Genomic DNA, 26,711 nt, shown 5'->3' with positions numbered 1-26,711 from the left:
ATTGCTGCCTGGTGCAGCATGCAGCTTACATTGAGCTGACACAAATATTGCGGCAGGGAATGGATGTACAGAGCCATGGTGGGAGGTCCCTTACTATTGCGCAAGTTCAGGCAAAGGCTCTGGAACTGCCGGACTTGTGCTGGATTTAAGCAGACGGGTGGGGCGTGGCTGGTTTGCTGGGGTTGCGTCGGTTTGGGGCCTGTAAAAGCCATTAAAATTGCGATTTCGTTATCTGGAGTGGAAATTTATTTCTAATATTTGAACAAATGTTCAAGTATTTGGTTATAATGAGCTCATACTTGAACGGTTGTTCAAATATTGTAGATGCGCCGCACAGCCTTGCCCGTCATTGCACAGCGGCCCCCAATACTCATTTACCTGTATTTCCGGGAGTTAACTATGAAAGTACGTTGCGATATCAATGGTCTGGACTGTCCACACTGCGCTCTTGAGCTGTCCAAACTCCTTGCCAAAGAAGATGCCATTTCCTCTGCCGATATCAATTTCCCTATGAAGTCTCTGGTCATGGAAGTTGCTGATGATGCTGATGAGGAGCAGATCCTCGAGCTGGCTCAGAAGGTTGCAGACAACTTCGAAGATGGTATCGAAATCGACCTGCGCGACTAGTATCTGACATCCCGGAGCGTCAGAGAACGGCACAGGTGCTGGTCAGGCTCATAAGCCGGAGATGGCTGTGAAGCCGGGGTTATAAAGCATGTGCTCTGATTTGGCCGGGGCTCTGACGAACCGGGTATGTCCGGCAGCTTCAGGGGGCTGCCAGAGTGTTAAGTTTCTTTGCTTTCGTATTTGCTTTGTTTAAGAGGGTATAACCATGCTCAGGACCATGTCATGGCAGTTAAAGGTCAGGCTGGCAGCCGGTTTAATCACCATAGCTCTGCTGCTTGGTGATGTCATAGGCAATATGTGGTTTGAGATTGGACTGTCCACAGTTGTTTATCTGCTGGTCTCCTATCCTGTATTAATTGCAGCTGCCCGCGATCTTTTCATCCGTCACCGCATGTCAGAGCAGTTCCTGATGTCCATTGCCACTTTTGGCGCCTTTGGCCTGCAGGATTATGCTGAAGCTCTGGCAGTAATGGTTTTCTATCTCATTGGTGATGCTTTTGAGGAATATGCCTCACAACGCTCACACAACGAAATTGCCTCACTGGTTAAGCTCAAGCCTAACAAGGTTCGTGTTATTGACGATGAGGGCAATGAGTCCATTGTCAAACCACGTCAGGTAAAGATCGGTTCGCGTATCCGTGTGCTGGCCGGTGAATCAGTTGCCCTTGACGGTACCCTGGTTCAGGAAAGTGCCGCCATGGATATGAGTGCCCTCAATGGTGAAAGTGAGCCGGCTCTGTTTACCCGTGGTCAGGAAATACCTTCAGGTGTTATAAACATGGGCGGTGTTATTGAGCTTATTGTTACCCGCGACAGTAAGAACAGCTCCATTACCCGCTTAATCAACCTCATTGAGGATGCTGCTGCCAACAAGTCACGTCCTGAGGCTCTGATTACCCGCTTCTCTGTTTACTACACCCCTGTTGTAGTCAGCTGTGCCGTGCTGCTTACTCTGGTTCCGCTGGTAATGCCAGGTGAGAATTTTGGCGACTGGTTTACCCGAGCTCTGGTATTCCTGGTAGTATCATGTCCATGTGCCCTGGTTCTGTCTGTACCGCTGTCATTCTTTGGCGGTCTGGGTGCTATCTCCAAGACAGGCGTCATGGTAAAGGGCTCTGTACACATCGAGTCTCTGTCAAAGCTAAAGGCTGTTGCTTTTGACAAGACAGGTACCATTACCCGTGGCAAGTTTACCGTCATACAGGTAGAACTCTTTGATGAGCAGGGCAAGGTTAAAACTGTTACCTCTGGAGCTGAGCACTCTCAGGGTGAGGATGAGCAGCGCCGCATGCGCATGCTAAGCCTGCTGCACTCTCTGGAGCAGCAGACCACCCATCCTGTAGGTACAGCCATTGTTAACTACTGCCTTGAAAACTCCATCAGTGCCGCTACAGCCACTGAGGTAAATGAAATCGCAGGCTATGGTCTTGAGGGTATGGTAGACGGCCACAAAATCAGTGTAGGCAAGGAGCAGCTGGTAACCGACCGTCTTGGTCTGAGCGTTCCTCCGGTAAATGTCACCGGTACTGAAATCTATGTGGTGGAAGATGGCGTACTCATGGGCCGTATCATTCTTGCCGATGAGATCAAGCCAGGCGCCGTAGCCATGTTTGATGAGCTGACCAGAATGGGTATCAGATCCTACATGATTACCGGCGACAAGGAAGCCGTAGCCCGCAGTATTGCCGGTCAGTGCCATATAGACAACTTCTATGCCGGTCAGCTGCCTGAAAACAAGCTGAGCACCTTTAAGGACATCAAGGGTAAAGAAGGTACTGTAGCCTTTGTCGGTGACGGTATTAATGACGCCCCGGTACTGGCTGCCGCCGATGTCGGTATTGCCATGGGACAGTTTGGCTCAGCCTCAGCTGTCGAAGCCTCTGATGTAGTGGTAATGAATGACGACCTTACCCGCATTCCGACAGCTGTCGATCTGGCCCGTCGTACCTTTGCTCTTGCCAGGCAGAACATGGCTCTGGTAATTGGCGCCAAGGCCATTATCCTGCTGCTCGGCGCTCTGGGCTTTGCCAACATCTGGCTGGCAATCCTGGGTGACGTAGGTCTGTGCATTATTGCCGTACTCAACGCCATGCGTCCACTTAACTGGGTTAAGACCCGTCAATTTGAGGTCAAGGAAGTAACCACCTCAACCTCAACCCATGCCGCTTAGCCCCAGTCTGCCAGCAGGCATCAGCCTGACTCCTGGCCCGAGCCTCTGATCAGCCAGCCCAGCTACAGCCTCGGACATGGCTGCGGCCATGGCCCCGTACCGAGTCTGTGTACGATCCTCGGACCTGGCTGCAGCCCCGGGCTCCGGACCATATCGATGTCAGAGCCGGGGCACAGGCAGCACTGGACCCATAATCAGCATGAGCCCCTGCGCGGAGTGCATCAGGGATCGAACTGAGGGCCATGCTGAGGCAAGACGGATTTAACAGCTTCCTTATCAGGAGCTGAAGCAGAAAAATTAAAGAGCCCGGCAGGCAAATGAATATAGCTCATTTTCTACCGGGCTTATTTATCCGCTTCAGATTGGTATTTGCACCAAAAAAGAAAAATTAGTTAGCGTATGCTAATTTAAGTTAGCTGATGCTATAATGAGCCCACAGATCCTAACGCGCATGGCCAAGAGACTTACAGCTCTTGGCTTTTCTTTTTTCTAAGCCCCATAATTTTCCATCAGCAGGTCCGCGATGCCTGGGTGGCCATGCCTGGACAGGCATGAGCAGGAGAGGCATCAAGGAGCAGCGCCGTCCATTCAAATCCGGCCGATCATGGTCATGGCTATGCCCCAAACGGCCTGCAGTCATGCCTGAGCAGGGACGTCAGCTCAGGCCTTGCAGCTGAGGCGCAATGCTTCAATAAAGCAGGAGCATAGCTTTAGCATAGAACAGCTCTGCCATGTTCAGCAATGCATTGAAATGCATTGCACTTTCAGCACAGCAGTCCATTGCAGCTCCTGTTGTCAGGGATGTAAAACCATGATTCGGGCAGTGCTGCATCGGGCGGTGCTGCTTCTGGCAGTGCTGCGTCGGGAGGTGCTGCGTCGGGCGCACCAGCGCTTAGCTCTTAATGCGTAACTCTTAGCTGTCGGTCAGAGACAAATGATGCGCCAGCGCAGCAGGCAGTGTAGTAAGTGTACTGAGCATGAGGAATCTCACTGCAAGTGTCAGGTGACTGGATGAGTGAGCAAGGTATAACAGGGCAGGGCAGGGCAGAGTTGAGCGGTTAAAGGGCATATTTATAGCCTTTGCTCGTAATGGTGTGGGGCGGGCGCCGCTATGAGGGGCAATTAACAGCTGAGCTGGTTTATCGATATTTTGCACCATAACAGGGAATTTAGTTAGCATATGCTAATTTGAGTTAGTTGGTGCTATAATCTTTTGCGACAGATCCTAACGTGCATAGCCAAGGGCCCCTAGAGCTCTTGGCTTTTCTGTTTTATGGGCCCTGTAAAAACGAAATCATGTCTATGGCAGGGTCAGCCATGGGCCTGTCAGGCTCGTGCAATGTTCCGGGCAGGTGGCAAAGTTTCATTTGATGTACGGTCGTGTTGTGCCGTGGAGGCGTCAGATCGTCCCCTGGGACGGTTTTTTGGTGATTTGCGGCTATTTTGGGCTGATTTCGTGGTGATTTGAGGCTGATTTGGCTGGGAAACGGGTTTTTTTATCGGTCCAAAATTTTGGACTGGGTCATATTTTCGGTCTGATGGCGCTTATCGGGTTGTGATTTTGGTTATACACTGCAGTTTCACGTCATCTGCTTAACCGGCATAGACGTCATCACACAGCCGGTTAACGCATTGGGCTGAGCAATCTCAGATTAAGCAGTTTACTGAAAGTCACCTTGCCTCAGGCCGTCCTGGTGCCTTAACTCAGGATCACAGCGCAAAGAGCTGACTGGCTGCCCGGCAGGCTGCGCTCTGCCATCTGCAGAGCCGGGCGGCGGATGCTGCCTGCTGGGCCTGCAACCGCAGCATGCAGCTGTTGGCTTTAGCATGCAGCTGTTGGCTTTAGCATGCAGCTGTTGGCTTCAGCATACAGCAGGTGAATTTTTTGATGTGTAATGGTGTTTGACCCTTGCGGAGCCATGCCGCAGTGAGGAGAAATCATGAGTGAAATGCACAGGCAGAGTTTTGCCATCAAAGGTATGTCATGTGCGGCCTGTCAGGCACGTATTGAAAAGGCTGTAGCCGCCGTGCCCGGAGTTCAGTCCGTATCCGTCCAGCTGCTGCAGAACACCATGGCTGTAAGCTTTGAGGGTGGCAGCTGCTCAGATGAGCTTATCTGCCATGCTGTTAAGGAAGCAGGCTATGAAGCTCAGGCTTTGAGCTCCGGTGCCCATGGCAGGGCAGGGCGCGCTGGTGATGGGACCTCTTTGTCGGCTGCCGGTGAGACTGAGGCACGTAATGTTGCCAGAAGACAGTTTTCCCTGATTGCTTCGGCAGTGCTTACCGTAGTGCTGATGATTGTTTCCATGGGTCCTATGACGGGTATCAGCATTATCAGTGATGCTCTTGTCAGTGCCTGGGTTAAGCTGGCCATAAGTCTTGCTGTAATGGTGCTCAATTATCATTACTTTACCTCAGGTTTTAAGGCCATGCTGGGATTTGCGCCCAACATGGACTCTCTGGTCTCCGTTGGTGCCGGTGCCTCCTTCCTCTTTTCGTGCTACAGCCTTTATCTAATCCCGCCGGGCTTTGATGCTGCCCACCTGCATGATCATTACTCACTGTATTTTGAGTCTGTGGCAACCATTCTTACTCTGGTATCAGTGGGCAAGTATTTTGAGGCCAAAGCAAGGCATAAGGCCGTCAGCGCTATTGCCGCTCTTTATGAGCTGGCACCGGATACGGCGGTCAAACGTGTTGCTGATGGCAAGGGCGGTTTTGAAGAGACCACCGTGCCTCTTGATGACATTGTGCCTGGCGATGAGATTATCCTGCGCAATGGCGATCGCGTCGGTGTCGACTGCGTGGTTATTGAAGGATCGGGTGTTTTTGATGAAAGCGCCCTGACAGGTGAAGCCCGTCCGGTAACCCGCAAGGTGGGTTCTCCTGTCACCTCAGCTACCTTCATGCGCGATGGCTATGTGGTCTGCCGGGTACTTAAGACTGGTGCCGATACCACCTTGTCGAAAATTATTGCCCTGGTTGATGAAGCCAACAGCCAGAAAGCTCCTATCTCCCGTATAGCCGATCGCATTTCCTTTTTCTTTGTGCCGGCTGTAATGCTCATTTCTCTGGTAACAGCCATCATCTGGATTATGGAGGGAGCACCTCCAGGCACGGCACTGACCTTTGCCGTATCCGTACTGGTGGTGTCCTGTCCTTGCGCCCTTGGCCTTGCAGCCCCAACTGCCATTATGGTGGCTACCGGCCGCTCAGCCTCCATGGGAATTCTCTTTAAGAGCCCTGAGGCCATTGAGCAGTTAAGCCGCGTCAATATCATGGTCTTTGACAAGACCGGCACCATCACCGCAGGCAAAATGTCGGTTGCCAGGGCAGACATGCACGAGAGCAGCCCTCTGACCCGAACTCAGGCTCTGCAGCTGGTACTTGCCATGGAGCAGCGCTCTGAGCACCCAATTGCCCGTGCCCTTGCCACCTGGTGCCGCGACGAGCTGGTCAGGGAATCAGCACCGGCTGCAACGGATGACCATTTAGCAATGGGCACGCCTGGCGCAGTCGCCACAGTCGGCGCAGCTGCAACAGCCGGAGCCGGCGCAGGCGCAGCCAGTGCGGGCGCTGCCGGAGCTGGCGCGGTCAGCGCCGCTGAAATGGCCCGTCTTACCGGCTTTGGTGATGGGGACATTGAGTACTTCAAGGTCCATGAGGGACGTGGTGTAGAGATGAAGGTACGGGGGCATGTTTACTACATGGGCAGTACCGAATTTATGAAGGGCATGCACAGCAGCCGGGCTGATATTGCTGAAAGCCGGGAGCGTCTTGAGGAGGCTTATGTTGCGGCCAGTGAAAAGAGCTCTGAGCAAAAGCGCCTTGATCAGTATCTGCTGGTGCATCTGTTTGATGCCAGTCAGGAGCTGGCTGCTTTTTACCTTGGTGACCGTGTCCGTCAATCAGCCCAGAAAATGGTCAAAATGCTCCATATCCAGGGCGTGCGGCCGCTTATGGTCTCAGGTGATCGTTTCTCCACTGTGGAGGCTGTTGCCCGCAGAACCGGTATTGATACCTGGAAAGCAGCCTGTATGCCGGCTGACAAGGCATACCTGGTAAACAAGCTCAAGGGAAAGGAAAATGTCGTAGCCATGGTGGGCGACGGTATTAATGACGCTCCGTCTCTTGCTGCCAGTGATGTCGGTATTTCCCTGGCCGGAGGCACCGATATTGCCGCATCCTGTGCGGACATCATTGTTATGCGTGACGATCTGACCACCATTGCCCGTGCCATTGCTCTGTCCAAGCTTACCCTTGGCAATATCAAGGAAAACTTCTTCTGGGCCTTTGTCTACAATATCTTCTGTATTCCACTGGCCGCCGGTCTCTTTGTTCAGTTTGACATGCAGCTCAACCCTATGGTGGCCGCGCTGCTCATGAGCATGAGCTCAGTGTGCGTGGTAGGCAATGCCCTGAGACTGCGTAGCATGCCTCTCAATGCCCTTGCTGGTGTTTCTACCAAACACTGCAAGGCCATGGCCTGCAAAGAGTGCGAAAACTATGCTGTCTGTGGTTCCCAGCATGGCGGTGACCTTGCCAAACAAAAGAATACCGCCGCCCGCCTTGACCTGTCCTTACCTGCACGTGTGGCCGTAACCGGCGGACCACTGCCGGCAGCTGACGCCGCAACCGGCTCCCAGGCAGCTGCCGCCCCGGCCAGCTCCACAGCCAGTGAATCATCATGCTGCAGCCCAGGCCATGGCTGCGCCTGCAGCGCTGATGACCAGTCCTGCACCAGCACCAGTACAAGCTCCAGTACCGGTACCAGCGCCGCCAGCTCAGAGCCTGAATCTGAAAGTGGCAGCTGCTGCGGGGAGAGCAGGGGCGAGTGTGGCTGTAAGGACAGTCTGCAGGCTCAGGCTTTTGCACAGCAAAGTGAGGTTAGTGAGTTTATGGAAAAAACAGTACAGATTGAGGGTATGAGCTGTCAGCACTGCGTACGCAGTGTGACCCGGGCTCTGAGCGCTCTGCCTGGCTGTGAGGTCATTGAGGTATCTCTTGAAAACAAGTGTGCCCGCATTAAGGCAGCACCTGAGCTAAGCGACGAGCAGATATCAAGTGCCATCACCGAAGAGGGCTTTGAGTGCAAGGGCATTACCATGTAGCCGCAGCCTGACTGACGAGTCAACACTCTGATCAGAAGAAAAGTCAAAAGCCCCACACAAAAGCTGTTATCAGCCTCTGTGTGGGGCTTTGCTATTTGATGCGTGGACCGCAGTGGTCAAGACCAGTGCCGTGACAGGGCCGCGCCCATGGCCGTTGCATGGCAGGAGCCATGGCGCATGTTGAGGCCAGGCAAAGTACGGCTAACGGCCGAGGCTGGCCATGGCGCTGGCGCTGCGACGGCGCTGGGGCCGGTCAGTTCATGGTTTTAATCCAGTTGCCCCAGCGCAGGCGTGCAAGGAAGAGCATGCCTCTGATAGAAAGCTCAACGGCCATGGCAATCCAGACGCCGGTAAGGCCGTAGCTTAAGGACAGATACCAGGCCATGCCAAGGCGGATAAGCCACATGGAGCCGAAGTTGAGCAGGCTTGGGATAAAGGTGTCACCAGCACCTACGCAGATGCCATAGCCCACGATGGCTACGGCAAAGAGAGGCTCGGCAAAAGCCTGAATGCGCAGCACGTCAACGGCCAGCTGACGTACATGCTCATCAGGAGTCATTACAGCCATGACCTCAGGGGCAAAGATATACATAAGCATGCCCATGACAGCCATGACCAGAGTGCCAAAGCTCAGAGTAATACGGGCAAAGCGACGGGTAAGGTCAAAACGGCGGGCGCCAATGGACTGACCTACCAGAGTGGTGGCGGCATCACCAATACCAAAGCCCGGCATATAGCAGATAGCCTCAATAGTTATGGCAAAAGAGTGAGCGGCAATGGCCACAGTACCCAGGGGAGCCACAATCATGGTGGACACAATCTGGGCTGAGCTGATCATGAACTGCTGAGCGGTAATAGGAAGGGAGATACGCAGTGCTCGTCTTACCACTTCAAGAGTAGGGCGGAATGAGCCCTTATCAATATGCAGGGCCAGGGACGGTGAACGCATGGTAAGGAAGAAGGTCATGATAATACCGGTAATACCGGCGGCTGCCGCTGTTCCGGCAGCAGCACCCTCAACGCCCATACCGGCGCTATAGACCTCAACCGGACCAAATAAAGGCAGATCGATTATCCTGGTCTCAAAGATAAAGATGAAATTGAAGATAACATCCAGCACGCACATCATGATATTGAGCATGCCTGGCAGCAGCATATTACCTGAGCAGCGCAGCATGGCAGCTGACAGGAAGTTAAGCTGGAACAGAGGGAGGGCTGCCATGTAGATAGTGAAGTAGGCAGCTGAGTGGCCCACAATCTCCGGAGAACCTCCGAGAAATACCGGCAGGGATGAGGCAAGGGCGCAGGCAACTCCCGAAACGGCCAGAGCAAAGATCATCAGGACCACATAGCTCTGACGCACTACGATACGTGCCTTGACCTCGTCACGTCCGCCCAGCAGATGAGCTACCTGTACGGAAAAGCCTGACACTGAGGTAATGCAGATACCGGTAAACAGCCAGATTGGGGCCATCATAAGACCTATGGAGGCTGATGCCTGAGCTCCAAGACTGCCCACCATGGCAGCATCGATATACTGCATGGCAATTGAGGACAGCTGAGCCATGATTGACGGCATACTCAGTCTTACTGTCAGTCCAATCTGCTCAGAAAGCGTCATGTCACGGTTGACCATGTCGCTGAGGCTTTCTCTTGCTTTTGCCTGATTAGTCATGCATACCCCTTGCTCTGTTGACCGGGAAGTTAAAAGCTGGCGTCATTATACCCCCTTGCAGCCCGGGCCGCCCGGTCTCAGCACCTGCAATGGTCAGCGCAATGGTCATGAACTGACCACCGCAATGGTCTGGCACTGGCCACCGCAATGGCCAGGCACTGACCACCGCAGCTGCCACTTGCCGCGCCGTGCAGCCAGCCGGCTGCACGGAAACTGACGGCCCGGCCAGCCATCCCATTGCTCATAGCTGTTCGTGGCAGTCATGGCGCACTGCCGGTGCGTCAGCTGTGCATGCGCAGCAACAGTTATGTGCCTATGCTCAAGATGGCCATAGCCTTGGTCATGACTGCTGCCTGTGGTGCTAAGTCAGGCAATGGCAGGGGCAGGGCACGATACAGCAGGCAAATGGTAAAAACTTATGGCGGAAGTGAAAATTTTCCCTAAATCAGACGGGTCATACCGGTGCTTTTAGCATTTTATTAATCTACTTTTGTAATACTGTGCAATAATAGCGGCAACTGCCTGTGGCTGTGATTTATATGCCTGTTGATGCCAGGTGAGCTCTCCACCCTGAATGGTACTTTTGATCAGTTGTTGGGGACAGGTTAGCATTTGCTAAATCTTTGCATTATCACCTGTGTTATTTCCTGTAAAATTGTAAGCCGTTAATTCAGGCCTGTTTATGCAGGAGTTAACAACAGAACCAAGTGAATGAAGGCATTAATCCATGGATATCCTGAAGGTCAGGAATATGGTTTGTAATGAGGGCTTTCAGGATCTAAAATCAACGCGCTGATTTCAGGTCAGCCCAGTTGACCCAGTGCCTGACAGAGGTATGACGGAGACAGGATGTCCCGCTTATGCCCGGATCTGTTATGTCCGGCACCAGACGGAATGAATCTGTCTGTTTCACCGAATTTAATTGAGGCTTTTAGCTATGTGGGATTACTCTGAAAAAGTTAAAGATCATTTCCTGAATCCACGCAACGCACGTGTTATTGAAGACGCCAATGCTGTTGGTGACGTGGGCTCGATTATTTGCGGTGATGCTCTGAGATTAATGTTAAAGATCAATCCAACCACCGACATTATCGAAGATGCAGCTTTCCAGACCTATGGTTGCGGCAGCGCCATCGCATCCTCATCTGCTTTAACCGAGATGCTGATTGGCAAGAGCCTGGCCGAGGCTGAAAAGATTACCAACCAGATGATTGCTGACTATCTGGGCGGTCTGCCAGCTGAGAAGATGCACTGCTCCGTAATGGGCCGTGAAGCTTTAGACGCTGCCATTGCCAACTACCACGGCAAGACCTATGAGCACATTCACGACGAAGACGGCGAGATTATCTGTCACTGCTTTGGCGTCGGAGCCAACAAGATTAAGAAGGTAGTATGGGAAAACCACCTCACCACCGTTGAGGAAGTTACCAACTACACCAAGGCTGGCGGCGGCTGCCAGAGCTGTCACATGCGCATCGAAGAAATCATCGATGAGGTCTGGGTTGACCTCGAGCGCTGCGGTACCCCACGTCCAGGCTTTGCTCAGACTCCTGTTCAGGGCATCAAGATTGCCACCACTACCGAGAACAAGAGCTGTGGCTGCAGCACCGGCAACACCACTTCATTTGATGGTGCTACCCTGGATTCTCCACACTTCCAGAAAGTTGACGGCGTAGTCAAGGAGCTCAACTCCGGTCTGACCGACGGCTCCCGCATCAGCCTGCTGGGCATTAACGGCGATGAGATCAAGTTCCGCTTCACCGGCAACATCGCTACCGGCATGATGCACGACATGACCTTAAACTTCTTAAAGACCAAGCTTGAAGCCGCCTTTGGCGCTGACTTCTCCAAGCTCAAGATCTCCGTCTAACAGCGCAGATCGCAAGGACATCAGGCAGCAGGGCCGCAATTAGCAAAGCCCTCACTGATGGACCACAGCCGGCAGACTGACCACGCAGTCAGCTGCCGGCCGGGGAAGATAGCAGCTGACCAGTGCCATGCACTACCAGCTGAGAACAGCAGGCCGGTGCCATGCACCACAGGCCCAGCGCTCCAGGTAAATCCTGGCTCTCCCCGACTGTCAAAGGTCAAAACAGTTTCAATCATGGTACTGAAAGTACCGGCCCGGAAGGGTGCGGGGATTATGCAGCCACTGACACAGGTCAGACCTGCCGCCTCATCATGCCATGGACAGATGACCAGCCCACAGGACAGTCTGTCTGCCCACCGCTCACCTTTTGTTTCTCTGCGCCAGCACTAATACAGATGATACTGGCACCAGGCAAAGCGATATCAGTGATAAGACATTGCAGAAAATCGCCTTGCTGTGATGAAAATCCGGCCGGATAAAACTTACAGCTGCCCGCCGCTCCCCAAATCAGGGGGCATGAGGCAATTGCAGGAAAAAAGATGGATACAAATAACATGGGTGCAGGTACCGGCATTTACCTGGACAACAACGCCACCACAATGATCGATCCAAAGGTAGTTGAGGCCATGATGCCTTACCTGACTACCTTCTACGGTAATCCTTCCTCTCAGCATGGCTTTGGTGTTCCTGTTGAGAAGGCCATCAGCCGTGCCCGTGAGCAGGTAGCTGACTTAATCGGCGCTGAGCACCCTGATGAGATTATCTTCACCTCCTGTGCCTCCGAGTCTGATAACGCCGCCTTATGGACCTCCTTATGGACCCAGAAGAACAAGGATGAGATTGTTACCACCCGTCTGGAGCACCCGGCTATTATCGACACCTGTGAGTTCCTTGCAGCCCGTGGTGTTACCGTCAAGTATCTTGAGGCAAATTCCAAGGGTGACTTAAATCCTGAGGATCTGGCAAAGCTGCTTTCTGACAAGACCGCTCTGGCCTCCATTATGTGGGCTAACAATGAGACCGGTAATGTCTACGACATTCCAAAGCTTTCCGAGATTGCTGCCGAGCGTGGTGTAGTATTCCACTCTGACGCTGTTCAGGCTGTGGGCAAGATTCCTGTAGATGTTAAGAACACTCAGGTACGCATGCTCTCCTTCTCCGGTCACAAGCTGCACGCTCCTAAGGGCGTTGGTGCCTTATACGTTCGTCGTGGTACCCGCTTCCTGCCATACCTCCACGGTGGTCACCAGGAAAGAGGCCGTCGCGCCGGTACAGAGAACGTACCATACATCGTAGGTCTGGGTGTTGCCTGTGAGCTGGCCAAGGCTCACTTAAACGAGCTGGACACCCGCGTACGCAAGCTGCGTGACAAGCTGCAGGATGCCATCGTAAAGACCATTCCTGAGGTTCTGGTAATGGGCGATCAGACTGAGCGTACTCCAAACACCCTGAACGTAGGCTTCAAGTTCATTGAGGGTGAGGCTATTCTGCTCATGTTAAATGAGTACGGTATTGCCGCCTCCTCAGGCTCTGCATGCTCCTCCGAGAGCCTTGAGCCATCTCACGTAATGCAGGCTCTGGGCATTCCATTCTCCTGTGCTCACGGTACTATCCGCTTCTCCTTATCCCGCTTCACCACTGAGGCTGAGATCGATCGTACCATCGAGGTTCTGCCAGGTATTATCGGCCGTCTGCGTGAGCTGTCCCCATACTGGAACCAGAACAAGCCACAGCTCAAGAACGTCGACCACGTCTTCGATCCTGAGTCAAACGAGCGCCGCGCCTAATCGCTCCGCTCCAGCGCCCAGCGCCAGCAGCGCTGGCCGCAGCGCCCTGGCTTTGCCAGCGGCAGCACCTCCCGTGCCGGATTCTCCGGCCCTCACAAAGCCCGGCCATGCCGGGCTTTGTCGTACCCGCCCCACAGCAAAACTCCAAATCCCGCCCCTGGCCGTCCCGGCCAGCCACCTCTGCAACCTCAGCAACAATGCGCCCAGCTGCAATCCAGAACTCCATAGAGTTCTCAATTATCCGCAGCTGCGATCCAGAACGAACCTTAGAGCTCAATACAGAACAGCTGTAATCCAGAACGAACCTTAGAGTTCAATCCAGAACAGCTGTAATCCAGAACGAACCTTAGAGCTCAATCCAGAACAGCTGTAATCCAGAACGAACCTTAGAGCTCAATCCAGAGCAGCTGTGATCCAGAACGAACCTTAGAGCTCAATCCAGAACAGCTGTGATCCAGAACGAACCTTAGAGCTCAATCCAGAACAGCTGCGATCCAGAACGAACCTTAGAGTTCAATCCAGAACAGCTGCGATCCAGAACGAACCTTAGAGTTCAATCCAGAACAGCTGCGATCCAGAACGAACCTTAGAGTTCAATCCAGAACAGCTGCGCTCCATAACGCATTGAGTCCATAATTAATCTGATATGCAATACATAACGATATGTAAAGAATAAACTGTAATATTTTCAATATATACATATTGTTATGTAAAGTATAATATTGAACATCTACGAGCAATAATGTCACTTGCAGCTCGATCGGCATGATCTGCGGTTGAACAGCTCTTAAAGAAAATCTGCTCATGTTTTACAGGTATCCAGATACGAAAAAGCCCGCAGGCATTGTGCCAGCGGGCTTTGAATCGCAATCGGCTTATTTAGACCGACTGTCAGTAATTTCTGGTATTTGACCTTAGCCTAACAGGGAAAGACCCAGCTGTGGACGGGTGTTAGCCTGCATGAGCATGGAGGTAGCAGCCTGCTGAATAATGGACTGCTGTGACAGGTTGGCAGACTCTTCGGCAAAGTCTGCGTCACGAATTCTGCTGCGGGCGTCAGCCTGGTTGGCGGAAACGTTTGCCTGGTTTCTAATGGAGCTCTCTAACCTGTTTTGGATAGCGCCTAGACCTGCACGCTGAGCATCTACAGCGCCGATGAGCTTATCAATATTAGTGAGCAGCTTTGTGGCATTTTCTGCTGTGCTGATCTTTACATTCTGCTTGTCTTTGTCGTAGAAATCGCCAAGAATGTTTTTTACACCAGCAAGTTCAGCAATAGCTGAGAAGCGCATTGAGTTTACATCAAAGCCGATAGTGTCGCCCTTATTGGCGCCAACCTGCAGAGTTAATGTACCTGCATTAGCTTTACCGCCACCAGCACCACCAGCAGCAGGAGCACCGTAGATGTCGTCGCCATTGCCTGCACCGTCAAGGACAGTCTTGCCACCAAACTTGGTCTGGCCTGCAATACGGTTAATTTCCTGAGCCAGGGCGTTGGCTTCCTTGTTAAGGGCGGCGCGGTCGTCAGCAGTGTTGGTACCGTTAGCGGACTGAACAGCCAGGGTACGGATCTTCTGAAGCATACCGGTGACTTCGTCCATGGCACCTTCAACAGTCTGAGCAAGGGCAATACCGTCGGAGGCATTGCGGTTGCCCTGGTTGAGGCCATTAATCTGAGTTGTGAGGCGGGAGCTGATCTGCAGGCCTGCGGCATCGTCCTTGGCACTGTTAATTCTCAGGTGGCCTGGTGACATATTAAATGTCTAAAATACGCATTTTGACTACTGAAATAGATGTAAGTAAGTGTAAGAATATATCAATGATTGGCACATGCTCGGGCCGTGGCTGGGCCTTAAGGACAGATACATGGCAGGGGAAATTATTGGGACGGGATGCTGATGGAGCTGTAGTTGGAAAAGCGCTTAAATAAAAGAGTCAGCCTGGAGAGCCTAGTTACTATTTTTCCATCTAGGAAAGCGGAAAATATCGCTGTCGTTGCACAGAAAATGTGCTAACTGCAATCAATGGACAAATTTTTGATCAAGATCACAATATCTTATGTTACCAATAACATCTTTCAAATTTGCCTTATTTATCAGGTTGTATACGCTACCATTTTCCTGGACAGAGGTCAGATACGTGAAAAAGATCAAAATTAAGGCTTAACTTTGTTTTATCTATCGTTATAATAGGCCCATAAGCATGTGAGACGCTAGGGCGGTATCTGATCAGACAATCAGTGCCATAGTGCGCCGCCTTAGTCACCTTTTCAGATGCTTGAATACATCACATTTAAGGGACTGGTTAGCACTGGTCGATGCTGTTAATAATATTGGTTAGCGTTCAAAAACAGCACTTTAGTCACAGCAGCAGAGCTATGACTAGTCCAGTAGTTCCCATCAAAATCTCGTCATTTCTTTGCAAACCGACTGCAGCAATGCATGCCGGAATTTTTTGCGTCTGTGCTTTCCAAAATCTTTTACAGCACTCCTCCCATCCCTGGTAATCATCAACCTCATCACACTATTACGCCCTCATCTATTAGCCTTGCCCGTCATAGTCATAATGGCATTGCCTGTCATCATGGCGTTGTCATCCATCATTGTCCGGGCCGTCATCATGGCGTTGCCAGCCTTCATTGCCTGGACCGGCATCATGGCCTTGAACGTAATCATGGTATTGCTGAGCTCTATGCTAAGATCTGCCCGGTATGACCTTGTCGGGGCTGAGGCCTCTGTCTTTGTTTGATTGCTTTACTCTGGGCCTTGCTGTGGCAATGGGATGAGTAAACTGCAGGAGTTTTGTCATGGATTTCAGCTCACTTGCCAATGGTGCCATAGCCTCCATGCTGCCTTATCGTATGGGCAAGCCAGTTGAGCTTGTGCATGAGGAAATAGGGGCAAAGAACTTTGTGCGCCTGAACTCAGGTGAAAATCCTTATGGCATTAGTCGCAAGGTTCAGAAGGTTCTCGAGCGCTATGCGGACAAATTGCCTTATTACCCAGATGCCGGAGCCTGGCACTTCAAGAGGTTGCTGAGCAGTACCTTTAACTATGATGTCAACAACATCACAGCAGGAGCAGACAATCATGAGCTGATTTCTCTGCTGGCCCGTGCCTTTCTCAACCCTTCGGTCAATGTTATTGTGCCTCGTGTCAACTCAATTATGATCGAGCGTGCTGTCCGTATCAGTGGTGCAGGCATCAGGAGTACCGGCATTAATGATGACTGGGAGCCTGTTCTTGAGGAGATTGTTGAAGCCATCGATGATCGTACCCGCATGATTATCATGGCCAATCCGTCTAATCCTCTGGGAGCTTTCGTTCATTACTCAAGTCTGGAAAAGATGCTGCAGGATGTTCCTGAGGATGTGCTGGTAGTCATAGACGAGGAGCTGATTGACTACCTGGGAGGCGGTTATAAGGATTTGTATGACCTTATCATCAATTATCCCAACCTGGTGCTGCTGCGCTCTTTTTCCCACATTTATGGACTTGCAGGCCTGAGAATAGGCTACATGCTTTCCTGTGATGAGATCTGCGGCATCATCAATGTGCTGCGCGATCCCTACAATGTAAGTCAGCTGGCACTGGACTGTGCCTGCGCTGCTCTTACAGACAACGTATTTACCCGCTTTGTGCTGGACCGTACCAATACCGAGCGCAACCGCTATCGTGAGTTCTGCTCTTTCTACGGTCTTGCCATGGTTGATAATAAGACCAATACAGTCACCATAGACTTTGGCTCCAGAGCCCACAGCTGGTATAACGCGCTGATGCGCCAGGGTATCTTTACCCGACATCTTGAGTATCTGGGACTGCCTTCGCTGATTAATATCACCATGGGGCACCCTGATGAAAACGACTTCTGTCTGCGCCGTATAGAGCAGCTCATTCTCAAGGACAGCAAACTGGAGGGTTCCAGTGACAGCTCCATGAGTTAACCCTGATCTGCCATGTTCTGCTACGCATCGCTGTTTCAGGCATGGCTATGCCATGACTTATCCCAACCAGGCATAAAAGGTGTGGCCGGGACTTCTGCAGGGCATGGCGGTGATGCGGTCAGATTATGACAGCAGGGAAGCAGGGGCACGCCTGTGCTGCATTCATGGGGCTGTCATGGCACTGCAGCCATGCAACGCATGCTCAGCCTTTCTGTGGCAGTGGGCATGGTGGTCGCAGGCGGTGCATTAATTGACTATGACTGTTAAAGCTAATAGGCTTAATCCCACATTGTGAGGCGAATTACGCGGCTTTAGGCCGCATTTTTGTTTGTGCCGCAGGCACAGGGCAGATCTCTTGCCTCCTCAGGCTGTGTCCCTTTGTTTCGGGGCACGTGTTTTTTATCTGCGCAGCTAAGGGCAGCACACCTGGTGTCGAGACCTTAGCATGCGCCAGCAGGGCATACTCTCATGCAGGATACTTTGACCTTAGAAAAGATTGACCATGTCGCTGGTTCAGTAAATCTGATTGGCTCCAAGAGCCTGACCAACCGTGCTCTGCTGTTAAGCGCTCTGGGTACAGGAACCACCCGTCTTACCAATATCCTGCGTTCAGATGACTCTGAGGTCATGCTTTCTGCTCTGCAGACTCTGGGGGTGAAAGTAACCCTGGACAGCAATGATGACACCGTGGTTACTGTAGAAGGTATGGGCGGCGTGTTTAACAATGCCGATGCTGGCGTTGTTGAGCTTTTCCTTGGTAATGCCGGTACCGCCATGAGACCGCTGGCCGCAGCGCTGGCCCTGTCTGATGGCACCTACAGACTGACAGGTGAGCCGCGCATGTATGAGCGTCCTATTGGCATTCTGGTAGATGCGCTGCGCGCACTGGGAGCAAAAATCGAATATCTGGGCAACGAGGGCTATCCGCCATTGCTCATTACCGGTGTTAAAGCTGTGCAGCATGCTGCAGACGGAGAGGGTGGCAGCCATGGCTGCGCCGCAGGCTCCGGGGCTGGTTCATGCAGCTCTGTATGTGAGCTTGAGGTAGCTGGCAACACTTCCTCTCAGTTCATATCTGCCCTGCTTATGGTAAGTGCCCTGCTTGACCGTCCCGTGCACCTGAATGTAAAGGGTGAACTGATTTCCCGTCCTTATGTTCATCTGACCATTGAGCTTTTAAAGCGCTTTGGTATTGAGGTTGCCAATAACTGCTTTGAGTCCTTTGACATTGCTCCTCAGAAACTCATCAATCCAGCTTCTTATCTGGTAGAGGGAGATGCCAGTGGCGCTACTTACTTCCTTGCTGCTGCAGCCATCAGCGGTGAGGTCACTGTAAAGGGGGTAGGCCGCGACTCCATTCAGGGCGATGCCAGATTTATTGAAGTGCTTGAGCGCATGGGCGCAAACATTGAAGTGGGTGAGGACTTCCTCAGGGTAAGTAAGGCCCTTGTGCTCCATGGTATCGACATTGACATGAATGACATGCCTGATGCGGCCATGACTCTGGTGCCAATGGCTCTGTTTACCGACAGTCCTGTAGTGATTCGCAATATTGAAAGCTGGCGTGTTAAGGAAACAGACCGTATTGCCGCCATGGCAGCAGAAATGCGCAAGCTGGGCTGCAAGGTAGAGGAGGGACAGGACTACATTATGGTTGACGGCTCAGACCCGCAGTGTGCAAGCCTGCGCGAGAGCGGTGATGTTCCTGCCTTTGATACCTACAATGACCACCGTATGGCCATGTGCATGTCGCTTGCTGCCCTTGACAGAAAGATAGTCATCAACGACCCGGGCTGCTGCCGTAAGACCTTCCCTGATTATTTCACCCGCTTTGCTCAGGTAAGTGTCAGAAAGTAGCATCACAGTCAGGCTGGAGCCTGAAGTATGACGCCTGAAACCTGCAGCTGTAGGAGTGCAACTGCAGCCCTGGCCCAGCTACTGCTCTGCAGCGTTGAACATGCAACCAGAAGTCGGCACCTGCAGCCTTGAACCCGCAGCCAGAGGACTGCAGTTGCGGCCAGTAATCCACAGCCACAGTACGTCAGCTGAGGCTGATGAGGCCCTTAATACAGATATGCCAGCGCAGCATGGGCTGCAAAGTCCATGGCTTCGTTTCCGGATGCGTCAGTAACGCTGGCTACCTACAGCGCAGTCATACATTTATCATCACTGGATGCCATAAAACAAAGGCCCGTTCAGGGCCTTTGTTGTATGGGTAAGCTGTAAGATTGCAGCATTAAGCCCTCATGATGGGCCTGGGGTTATGGTGTTGGAAGGGACGTAGGTTTACCCATTGCAGCATTGGTAAAGCTAAAGAAGACAGTATCTTTTCAGGCAGTGGAAGGGAAAGGGACAGCGCTGGGGTAATCTGGGCAAAAATAGTGCTTAAGGCTTATGCAAGCGGGAAAATGCCTGAAACTGGTGCAAAAATGGGCGTGCTTGCAAGCATAGACAGGGGTTTTTTGCTATTATGGACCAGTTTTTCTCCGTTAACTGGCTTTTTTGTGCCTGATTTAAGCTCTTTGACTGCTTTTTTCACACTGCCATGATTCGTATCTGACGGAGAACATAAGGGGGCTGATATAACCTCAGTAAGGTGGATTTGTCATTAATCCGCGAGCAACAGTCATCCGGCTGCAAACAATGCAGCAGGGCAGCGTCTTTCTTACTAAAGGACGCAGGGAGCAGACAATTTCTTCTGTCTTACTCAACAGGCTGGTGTCAAGCCAAGATAGTATGGCCATGTGAGGTGCGCAGTCAGCCTGGTCTGCAGCGATATGAGGCGAGCTTAGCTCTGAGCACTTATTCATGTTTAGTACCACAACCACATTTATTGTCTATATCCTCTGCATGCTGATAATCGGCATTGCAGCAGCCCGTATGACCAATTCCCTGAACGATTACGTTCTGGGCGGCAGAAGTCTGGGTCGTTTTGTTACCGCTCTTTCAGCCGGTGCCTCGGACATGTCCGGATGGCTGCTGATGGGCCTGCCGGGAGCTCTGTTCCTGCATGGTCTGGGCGAGGCCTGGATTGCCATTGGTCTTACTGTTGGTTCCTGGTGCAACTGGAAGTTTGTAGCTGCCCGTCTACGCTCCTTTACCGCCAATGCCTCTGATGCCCTGACTCTGCCTGACTATCTGTCAGCTCGCTTCAATGACACTCTGCGTATCTGCTCTATCATTGCAGCCTTTATCATCCTGATTTTCTTCGTGGTTTACTGTGCCTCAGGCATGGTATCAGGTGCCCGTCTGTTCGAGCAGACCTTTGGTCTTGATTACTCCAATGCTCTGTTAATCGGTGCCGTATCCACTATCTTCTACGTATTTATCGGCGGCTTCCTTGCTGTAAGCTGGACAGATACTGTTCAGGCCAGCCTTATGATTTTTGCCCTGCTGCTTACCCCTGTAGTCATGATTCTTGACTGCGGTGGTCTTGATGCAGCCAATGCCCTGATTGCCCAGAAGGACGAATCCCTTGATGACTTCTTCCAGGGTATGACAGTAATAGGCTTCCTGTCCCTGGTAGGCTGGGGTCTTGGTTACGTAGGTCAGCCTCACATTCTGGTACGCTTCATGGCTGCCGGCTCGGTTCGTGGCATGGGTGATGCCCGCCGTATCTCCATTACCTGGATGTCCCTCTGTCTTATCGGTGCCGTATTAATCGGCTACTACGGTGTTGCATTCTCAGTTAAGCACCCTGAGGTCTCCATTGCCAATCCTGAGCAGATATTCATCATCGTAACTCAGGTACTATTCACTCCATGGGTAGCCGGTATTCTGCTCTCAGCCATTCTGGCCGCCATCATGTCCACTCTGTCCTGTCAGCTGCTGGTGGCCTCCACCACCCTGACTGCTGACTTCTACCGTCGCTGGCTGCGTCCACATGCCTCTCAGCGCGAGCTGGTATGGTGTGGCCGCTTCATGCTGCTGCTGGTAGCAATCATTGCCTACATCATCGCCCTTGATCCTGAGAGCGGCGTATTACGTCTGGTAGCTTACGCCTGGGCTGGCTTTGGTGCCGCTTTCGGTCCTACCGTGCTTATTTCCGTATTCTGGTCCCGCATGACTCTGCCAGGCGCCATTGTCGGTATGGCTACCGGTGCCATTACCGTTATCGTATGGGAAATCGGCGGCTTCCTGGGACTGTACTCCATCGTACCTGGCTTTATCCTCTCCGCCATCGCTATCTTTGTGGTTTCAAAGATGACCTATAAGCCTGATAACGAGTGCGAGAAGCTCTTTAACGATCTTGAAAAGAAGTTCTGGGTTGAGGTCAAGCAGCACTAAGCAGCACCTGCAGTCCAGCTGCCAGCCTGGAGCAGCCAGTAGCCAGAGGGCTGCAGGCTGCAGTAGAGCTTTTCAAGCATAGCCAATAAGGGCTAAGACTAAGTTCTGATTTAAAAAGCGGCTGTGTCCATCACACAGGCTGAAATTCAAAGAGGTGAACCTGATTTCAGGCTCACCTTTTTTTCATGCCAACATTAGCAGTGCCACTTTCACTTATATATCTATAAAGAAGTATAAATATGCTATGTAAGCCTGATGCGGCTTTATGTGTAAATAAGTTGTAAATAAAACGGTATGCCCGTTAGCTGTTCTGTGGGAGTATTGCGTGAGCAAACCGCGATATTCCGGTACTTTACAGTAAAGGAGCGTTAGGAATGGCGGTATACGTAAACACAAATGTGTCGAGCTTAAACGGTCGTAGATATCTGAACAATGTTCAAAATCAGCTCACTACGACATATCAGCGTCTCTCGTCAGGACTGAGAATTAACAGTGCCAAGGACGATGCAGCAGGCCTGCAGATTTCCTCACGTTTAACTACCCAGATAAATGGCCTGAATCAGGGCAACCGTAATGCCTCTGATGGTGTGGCCTTTGCTCAGACCGCTGAGGGCGCCATGGACGAAATCACTGGCATGCTCCAGAAGATTCGCACCCTGGCAGTACAGGCCAACAACGGCACCAATACTGCTGATGACCGCAAGGCACTCTCTAAAGAGGCTACCTCTCTTGTAGAAGAGATCACCCGTATCGCCAAGCAGACCAAGTTCGGTGGCTCCTTAATCCTGGACGGTGCCGGTGCCAACTCCATCATGACCAAGGGTGGTGCTGCTAACGATAAAAACTCTATTGGTAAGCTGGTTCTTCAGGTAGGCGCTAATAAGGGCGATACTATCAGTTTTGAAATCAACGCCATGAAGTTCTCTCAGATTGCTCTTGGCGCTGGTGTAGGTGATACTGATTTAAAGAAGTATTATGAGGCCGCCAAGGGTATGGTATTTACCCATGCTGATCAGCTGGGCAATATCATTTCCCACATGGACAAGCTCATAGGTGCTGTAGACGCCTCACGTGCTGGACTAGGTGCAATACAGAACAGATTGGAATCTTCAATCAGAAACCAGGCCAACGTTTCTGCCAACCAGGCTGATGCCCGCAGCAGAATTCGTGATGCAGATTTCGCAGAGGAATCAGCAAACCTGAGCCAGCAGTCCATCATTCAGCAGGCTGCTACCTCCATGCTCATGCAGGCCAACACCCGTCCACAGCTTGGTCTGTCCCTCTTAGGCTAATGCCTTAAGATAAGACTGTGCTCTGTCAGCTGTAAGCTGATTGCGCCTCAACACAAAGCCCCTGGTCAGCAATGATCAGGGGCTTTGTATTTGATTGGTATTGAAAGTAATGCAAGCATGATTTTATGGATATAATCAGGCCTTACGACTGTTTTCATATCTATAAAGACTTTGGAACGCGTTGTTTGACCTCACTTGGATAATCCAGTTAATGTTCTGTACATAAAGCGTATCTTCCGTTTATAGATATAAAGTGGGGGCTGCGGTCAATAAGCGCGACACTCCACTACTATGCAGTAAAGGAGTAATAGCAATGGCGGTATATGTAAACACAAATGTGTCGAGCTTAAACGGTCGTAGATATCTGAACAATGTTCAGAATCAGCTCACTACGACATATCAGCGTCTCTCGTCAGGACTGAGAATTAACAGTGCCAAGGACGACGCAGCAGGCCTGCAGATTTCCTCACGTTTAACTACCCAGATAAACGGCCTGAATCAGGGCAACCGCAATGCTTCTGATGGCGTAGCTTTTGCCCAGACCGCTGAGGGCGCCATGGACGAAATCACTGGCATGCTCCAGAAGATTCGTACTCTTGCTGTACAGGCCAACAATGGTACCAATACCGCTGATGACCGTAAGGCTCTGCAGAAAGAGGCTACCTCTCTGGTAGAGGAGATTACCCGTATTGCCAAGCAGACCAAGTTCGGTGGTTCCTTAATCCTGGACGGTGCTGGTGCCAACTCCATCATGACAAAGGGCGGCGGCGGTGGCCAGGCCGGTCAGACTAAGGATCATATTGGTAAGCTTACCCTTCAGGTAGGCGCAAACAAGGGCGATACTATCAGTTTTGAAGTAAACGCCATGAAGTTCTCTCAGATCGCCAGCGCAGCCGGTGTTGCTGCAAATGATTTGAAGAAGTACTATGATGCTGCCAAGGGCATGGTCTTTACCAATGCCGCAGAGCTTGGAAACATCATTTCCCACATGGACAAGCTCATCGGTGCTGTAGATGCCTCACGTGCCGGACTAGGTGCAATACAGAACAGATTGGAATCTTCCATCAGAAACCAGGCCAACGTTTCTGCCAACCAGGCTGATGCCCGCAGCAGAATTCGTGACGCAGATTTCGCAGAGGAATCAGCAAACCTGAGCCAGCAGTCCATCATTCAGCAAGCTGCTACCTCCATGCTCATGCAGGCTAACACCCGTCCACAGCTTGGTCTGTCCCTCCTGGGCTAATGCCTTAAGATAAGACTGTGCTCTGTCAGCTGTAAGCTGATTGCGCCTCAAAACAAAGCCCCTGGTCAGCAATGATCGGGGGCTTTGTTTTTGAAGGGTATTGAAAGTTATGCGAGCATGATTTCATGGTTTAAATCAGGCCTTACGACTATTTTCATATCTATAAAGACTTTGGAAAGCGGTGTTGGGCCTCACTGGGATAATCTGGTTAATGTTCTGTACATAAAGCGTATCTTCCGTTTAAAGATATAAAGTGGGGGCTGCGGTCAATAAGCGCGACACTCCACTACTATGCAGTAAAGGAGTATTAGCAATGGCGGTATATGTAAACACAAATGTGTCGAGCTTAAACGGTCGTAGATATCTCAATAATGTTCAGAATCAGCTCAATACGACCTATCAGCGTCTCTCGTCAGGACTGAGAATTAACAGTGCCAAGGACGACGCAGCAGGCCTGCAGATTTCCTCACGTTTAACCACCCAGATCAATGGCCTGAATCAGGGTAACCGCAATGCCTCTGATGGCGTGGCCTTTGCCCAGACTGCTGAGGGCGCCATGGACGAAATCACTGGAATGCTCCAGAAGATTCGTACCCTGGCTGTACAGGCACGTAACGGTACTAATACACTTGATGACAGAAAAGCTCTGTCTGCAGAAGCCACTGCTCTGACCCAGGAAATTACCCGTATTGCCAAGCAAACCAAGTTTGGCGGTTCCTTAATCCTGGACGGTGCAGGCACCAACTCCATCATGACCAAGGGTAAGGATACTGCTGGTCAGGATTCCAACAACGTGGGTAAGCTCACACTGCAGGTAGGAGCAAACAAGGGAGACACAATTGACTTCCAGGTCAATGCAATGAAGTTCTCTCAGATTGCCTCTGCAGCTGGCGTTACTGCTGATAACCTTAAGGCATTCTTCACTGGCGCAGCTGCTGGCGGTAAGATTTCTTTCACCAAAGTCGAGAGCGTTGATAAGCTGCTTGAGAACATTGACAAGATGATCGGCGCTGTTGACGGCTCACGTGCTGGACTAGGTGCTATACAGAACAGATTGGAGTCTTCAATCAGAAACCAGGCCAACGTTTCTGCCAACCAGGCTGATGCCCGCAGCAGAATTCGTGACGCAGATTTTGCCGAGGAATCAGCCAATCTGAGCCAGCAGTCCATCATTCAGCAGGCTGCTACCTCCATGCTCATGCAGGCCAACACCCGTCCACAGCTTGGTTTGTCCCTCTTAGGATAATGCCTTAGTCTGGGATTATGTTCTGTCAGCTCTTAGCTGGCGAACTTCATAACAAAGCCCCTGGTCAGCAATGATCAGGGGCTTTGTTTGTGGGCGGCAGGTGCCTGAACTGGCATGTCTCTACGGAGGCTTGCGACAGAGCAAAACGCAATATGATGCAAAGTGTGGCCTGTACAGTCACATGCGGAGGGCACAATGCTGCCCGGGTCATGATTTGTGGGGCGGCTTGCGGACTCTGGTTAGCGCTTGAGGATGTGGATGTTTTTGAGGCGCTCGAGGGCGGCGGTAAGAGTTTCTTCTTTCTTGGCAAAGTGGAAGCGGATGTAGTTGTTAACCTTTTCCTTGAAGAAAGAAGAGCCTGGTACGGCACCTACGCCTACCTTCCGGGCAAGATCCTCGCAGAACTGTACGTCGCTGTCGTAGCCAAAGCTGCCAATGTCGACCAGTACATAGTAGGCTCCCTGTGGGCGGTAGTACTCAAGGCCGATTTCATCAAGGCCTGAGCAGAAGAGTTCACGCTTTTTGGCGTAGGTTTCCTGCAATTGCTCATAGTAGCTGTCAGGCAGGGTAAGACCTGCGATCAGGGCTTCCTGCAGTGGAGCTGCAGCTCCTACAGTAAGGAAGTCGTGGACCTTGCGTACGGCTTCGATAATATGGGCAGGTCCCTGTACATAGCCAAGGCGCCATCCGGTAATGGAATAGGTCTTTGAGAAGGAGTTGCACACCAGAGTGCGCTCTTTCATGCCCGGCAGAGTAGCAAGATAGGTATGGGTATGAGGTTTGAAAATCAGGTGCTCATATACCTCGTCAGTGATTACGAAGGCATCGTAACGCCTGATGATATCGCTGATGGTTTCCAGTTCTTCGCGAGTAAAGACCTTGCCGCATGGATTGGACGGGTTACACAGAATCAGTGCTTTTGCGCCCTGGGCAAAGGCCTGCTCAAGTTCAGCCGGGTCAAAGGTAAATGATGGTGGCTTGAGTGGGACGTAGACAGGCTGGGCATCGCACAGAATGGAGTCAGCACCGTAGTTTTCATAGAAAGGGGAAAAAATGGCCACCTTTTCGCCTGGATTTACTGTAGCCAGTACCGAGGCCATCATGGCCTCAGTAGAACCACAGGTAATTACCAGCTCACTGTTGGGGTCAACCGCCTGGCCGGAGAAGTGCTTAATCTTGGCAGCAAGGGCCTCACGTACATTCTGAGCGCCCCAGGTAACGGCATACTGATGTGGGCCGCTTAAGGCTACTTCGCTAAGGCGCTTTGTCAGCTCTGCAGGGGGATCAAAGTCAGGAAAACCCTGGGAGAGATTAATGGCATCGTACTTGAGGCAGACGCGGGTCATACGTCTGATAACTGAATCGGTGAAGGAAGCTGTTCTTAATGAGGTTTGCATAATATTGCTCACAGGCAAGGGGCTAAGTGCCCGGCAAATGAAAGGGGCTCAGCAGGGTAATAG

Annotated in this window: 15 protein-coding genes; 11 read left to right on the top strand and 4 right to left on the bottom strand. The window is 51.6% G+C overall.

Annotated features, from left to right (window positions below; genetic code table 11):
- The first annotated feature begins 399 nt into the window (after nucleotides 1-399).
- The 3 genes from MXE41_RS04010 (at nucleotide 400) to MXE41_RS04000 (ending at nucleotide 7,908) form a co-directional block, all read left to right on the top strand.
- Complete coding sequence (locus MXE41_RS04010; RefSeq protein WP_246978549.1) at nucleotides 400-627, top strand: heavy-metal-associated domain-containing protein; 228 nt, start codon at nucleotides 400-402, stop codon at nucleotides 625-627.
- Between the two features lie 205 nt (nucleotides 628-832).
- Nucleotides 833-2,797: a heavy metal translocating P-type ATPase gene (locus MXE41_RS04005; RefSeq protein ID WP_247099456.1), complete on the top strand. Its 1,965-nt coding sequence runs from the start codon at nucleotides 833-835 to the stop codon at nucleotides 2,795-2,797.
- Nucleotides 2,798-4,737: 1,940 nt separating this feature from the next.
- Nucleotides 4,738-7,908, top strand: coding sequence for a heavy metal translocating P-type ATPase (locus MXE41_RS04000; protein ID WP_247099455.1), 3,171 nt, complete (start codon nucleotides 4,738-4,740; stop codon nucleotides 7,906-7,908).
- A 253-nt stretch (nucleotides 7,909-8,161) separates the two neighbouring features.
- Here MXE41_RS04000 and MXE41_RS03995 read toward each other — a convergent pair whose 3' ends face one another.
- A complete protein-coding gene (locus tag MXE41_RS03995) occupies nucleotides 8,162-9,583 on the bottom strand; it encodes an MATE family efflux transporter (RefSeq protein WP_247099454.1) in 1,422 nt (473 codons plus the stop codon).
- Nucleotides 9,584-10,520: 937 nt separating this feature from the next.
- Between MXE41_RS03995 and nifU the strand changes: the two genes are divergently transcribed.
- Together nifU and nifS are read left to right on the top strand one after the other, a co-directional pair.
- Nucleotides 10,521-11,453 (top strand): Fe-S cluster assembly protein NifU, encoded by a 933-nt coding sequence (gene nifU / locus MXE41_RS03990; RefSeq protein ID WP_247099453.1) that lies wholly within the window; start codon nucleotides 10,521-10,523, stop codon nucleotides 11,451-11,453.
- Between the two features lie 539 nt (nucleotides 11,454-11,992).
- A complete protein-coding gene (nifS, locus tag MXE41_RS03985; protein ID WP_246979001.1) occupies nucleotides 11,993-13,240 on the top strand; it encodes a cysteine desulfurase NifS in 1,248 nt (415 codons plus the stop codon).
- A 914-nt stretch (nucleotides 13,241-14,154) separates the two neighbouring features.
- On the opposite strand, the gene MXE41_RS03980 is transcribed toward nifS, so the two are convergent.
- Both MXE41_RS03980 and MXE41_RS03975 read right to left on the bottom strand, forming a co-directional pair.
- A complete protein-coding gene (locus tag MXE41_RS03980) occupies nucleotides 14,155-14,994 on the bottom strand; it encodes a flagellin (RefSeq protein WP_247099452.1) in 840 nt (279 codons plus the stop codon).
- Nucleotides 14,995-15,774: 780 nt separating this feature from the next.
- Nucleotides 15,775-15,915, bottom strand: a complete 141-nt coding sequence (locus tag MXE41_RS03975) for a hypothetical protein (RefSeq protein ID WP_247099451.1) — start codon at nucleotides 15,913-15,915, stop codon at nucleotides 15,775-15,777.
- A gap of 131 nt (nucleotides 15,916-16,046) precedes the next feature.
- Between MXE41_RS03975 and MXE41_RS03970 the strand changes: the two genes are divergently transcribed.
- The 6 genes from MXE41_RS03970 to MXE41_RS03945 all read left to right on the top strand — a co-directional run bounded on the left by MXE41_RS03970 (nucleotide 16,047) and on the right by MXE41_RS03945 (nucleotide 25,251).
- Nucleotides 16,047-17,183, top strand: coding sequence for an aminotransferase class I/II-fold pyridoxal phosphate-dependent enzyme (locus MXE41_RS03970; RefSeq protein WP_247099450.1), 1,137 nt, complete (start codon nucleotides 16,047-16,049; stop codon nucleotides 17,181-17,183).
- Nucleotides 17,184-17,663: 480 nt separating this feature from the next.
- Nucleotides 17,664-19,040: a 3-phosphoshikimate 1-carboxyvinyltransferase gene (locus tag MXE41_RS03965; RefSeq protein WP_348647412.1), complete on the top strand. Its 1,377-nt coding sequence runs from the start codon at nucleotides 17,664-17,666 to the stop codon at nucleotides 19,038-19,040.
- Nucleotides 19,041-19,991: 951 nt separating this feature from the next.
- Complete coding sequence (putP, locus tag MXE41_RS03960; RefSeq protein ID WP_246977927.1) at nucleotides 19,992-21,470, top strand: sodium/proline symporter PutP; 1,479 nt, start codon at nucleotides 19,992-19,994, stop codon at nucleotides 21,468-21,470.
- Between the two features lie 374 nt (nucleotides 21,471-21,844).
- A complete protein-coding gene (locus tag MXE41_RS03955; protein ID WP_247099448.1) occupies nucleotides 21,845-22,762 on the top strand; it encodes a flagellin in 918 nt (305 codons plus the stop codon).
- A gap of 313 nt (nucleotides 22,763-23,075) precedes the next feature.
- Complete coding sequence (locus tag MXE41_RS03950) at nucleotides 23,076-24,005, top strand: flagellin (protein WP_246977925.1); 930 nt, start codon at nucleotides 23,076-23,078, stop codon at nucleotides 24,003-24,005.
- A 313-nt stretch (nucleotides 24,006-24,318) separates the two neighbouring features.
- Nucleotides 24,319-25,251 carry a flagellin gene (locus tag MXE41_RS03945; RefSeq protein WP_247099447.1) on the top strand — a complete coding sequence of 311 codons (933 nt, stop codon included), beginning with the start codon at nucleotides 24,319-24,321 and terminating at the stop codon, nucleotides 25,249-25,251.
- 239 nt (nucleotides 25,252-25,490) lie between these two features.
- Here the strand turns inward: MXE41_RS03945 and MXE41_RS03940 are convergent, their stop codons facing one another.
- Nucleotides 25,491-26,648, bottom strand: a complete 1,158-nt coding sequence (locus MXE41_RS03940) for an aminotransferase class I/II-fold pyridoxal phosphate-dependent enzyme (protein WP_247099446.1) — start codon at nucleotides 26,646-26,648, stop codon at nucleotides 25,491-25,493.
- Nucleotides 26,649-26,711 lie beyond the last annotated feature (63 nt).

The sequence above is a fragment of the Anaerobiospirillum sp. NML120449 genome, from assembly GCF_023051105.1.
Classification (GTDB): domain Bacteria; phylum Pseudomonadota; class Gammaproteobacteria; order Enterobacterales; family Succinivibrionaceae; genus Anaerobiospirillum.
This window is presented reverse-complemented; position numbering and strand designations above follow the sequence as displayed.

Excerpts from the sequence above, each read along its gene's own strand:
- MXE41_RS04010 (WP_246978549.1), top strand. The coding sequence starts at position 400 with ATGAAAGTACGTTGCGATATCAATGGTCTGGACTGTCCACACTGCGCT.
- MXE41_RS04005 (WP_247099456.1), top strand. The coding sequence starts at position 833 with ATGCTCAGGACCATGTCATGGCAGTTAAAGGTCAGGCTGGCAGCCGGT.
- MXE41_RS04000 (WP_247099455.1), top strand. The coding sequence starts at position 4,738 with ATGAGTGAAATGCACAGGCAGAGTTTTGCCATCAAAGGTATGTCATGT.
- MXE41_RS03995 (WP_247099454.1), bottom strand. The coding sequence starts at position 9,583 with ATGACTAATCAGGCAAAAGCAAGAGAAAGCCTCAGCGACATGGTCAAC.
- nifU (WP_247099453.1), top strand. The coding sequence starts at position 10,521 with ATGTGGGATTACTCTGAAAAAGTTAAAGATCATTTCCTGAATCCACGC.
- nifS (WP_246979001.1), top strand. The coding sequence starts at position 11,993 with ATGGATACAAATAACATGGGTGCAGGTACCGGCATTTACCTGGACAAC.
- MXE41_RS03980 (WP_247099452.1), bottom strand. The coding sequence starts at position 14,994 with ATGTCACCAGGCCACCTGAGAATTAACAGTGCCAAGGACGATGCCGCA.
- MXE41_RS03975 (WP_247099451.1), bottom strand. The coding sequence starts at position 15,915 with ATGATTACGTTCAAGGCCATGATGCCGGTCCAGGCAATGAAGGCTGGC.
- MXE41_RS03970 (WP_247099450.1), top strand. The coding sequence starts at position 16,047 with ATGGATTTCAGCTCACTTGCCAATGGTGCCATAGCCTCCATGCTGCCT.
- putP (WP_246977927.1), top strand. The coding sequence starts at position 19,992 with ATGTTTAGTACCACAACCACATTTATTGTCTATATCCTCTGCATGCTG.
- MXE41_RS03955 (WP_247099448.1), top strand. The coding sequence starts at position 21,845 with ATGGCGGTATACGTAAACACAAATGTGTCGAGCTTAAACGGTCGTAGA.
- MXE41_RS03950 (WP_246977925.1), top strand. The coding sequence starts at position 23,076 with ATGGCGGTATATGTAAACACAAATGTGTCGAGCTTAAACGGTCGTAGA.
- MXE41_RS03945 (WP_247099447.1), top strand. The coding sequence starts at position 24,319 with ATGGCGGTATATGTAAACACAAATGTGTCGAGCTTAAACGGTCGTAGA.
- MXE41_RS03940 (WP_247099446.1), bottom strand. The coding sequence starts at position 26,648 with ATGCAAACCTCATTAAGAACAGCTTCCTTCACCGATTCAGTTATCAGA.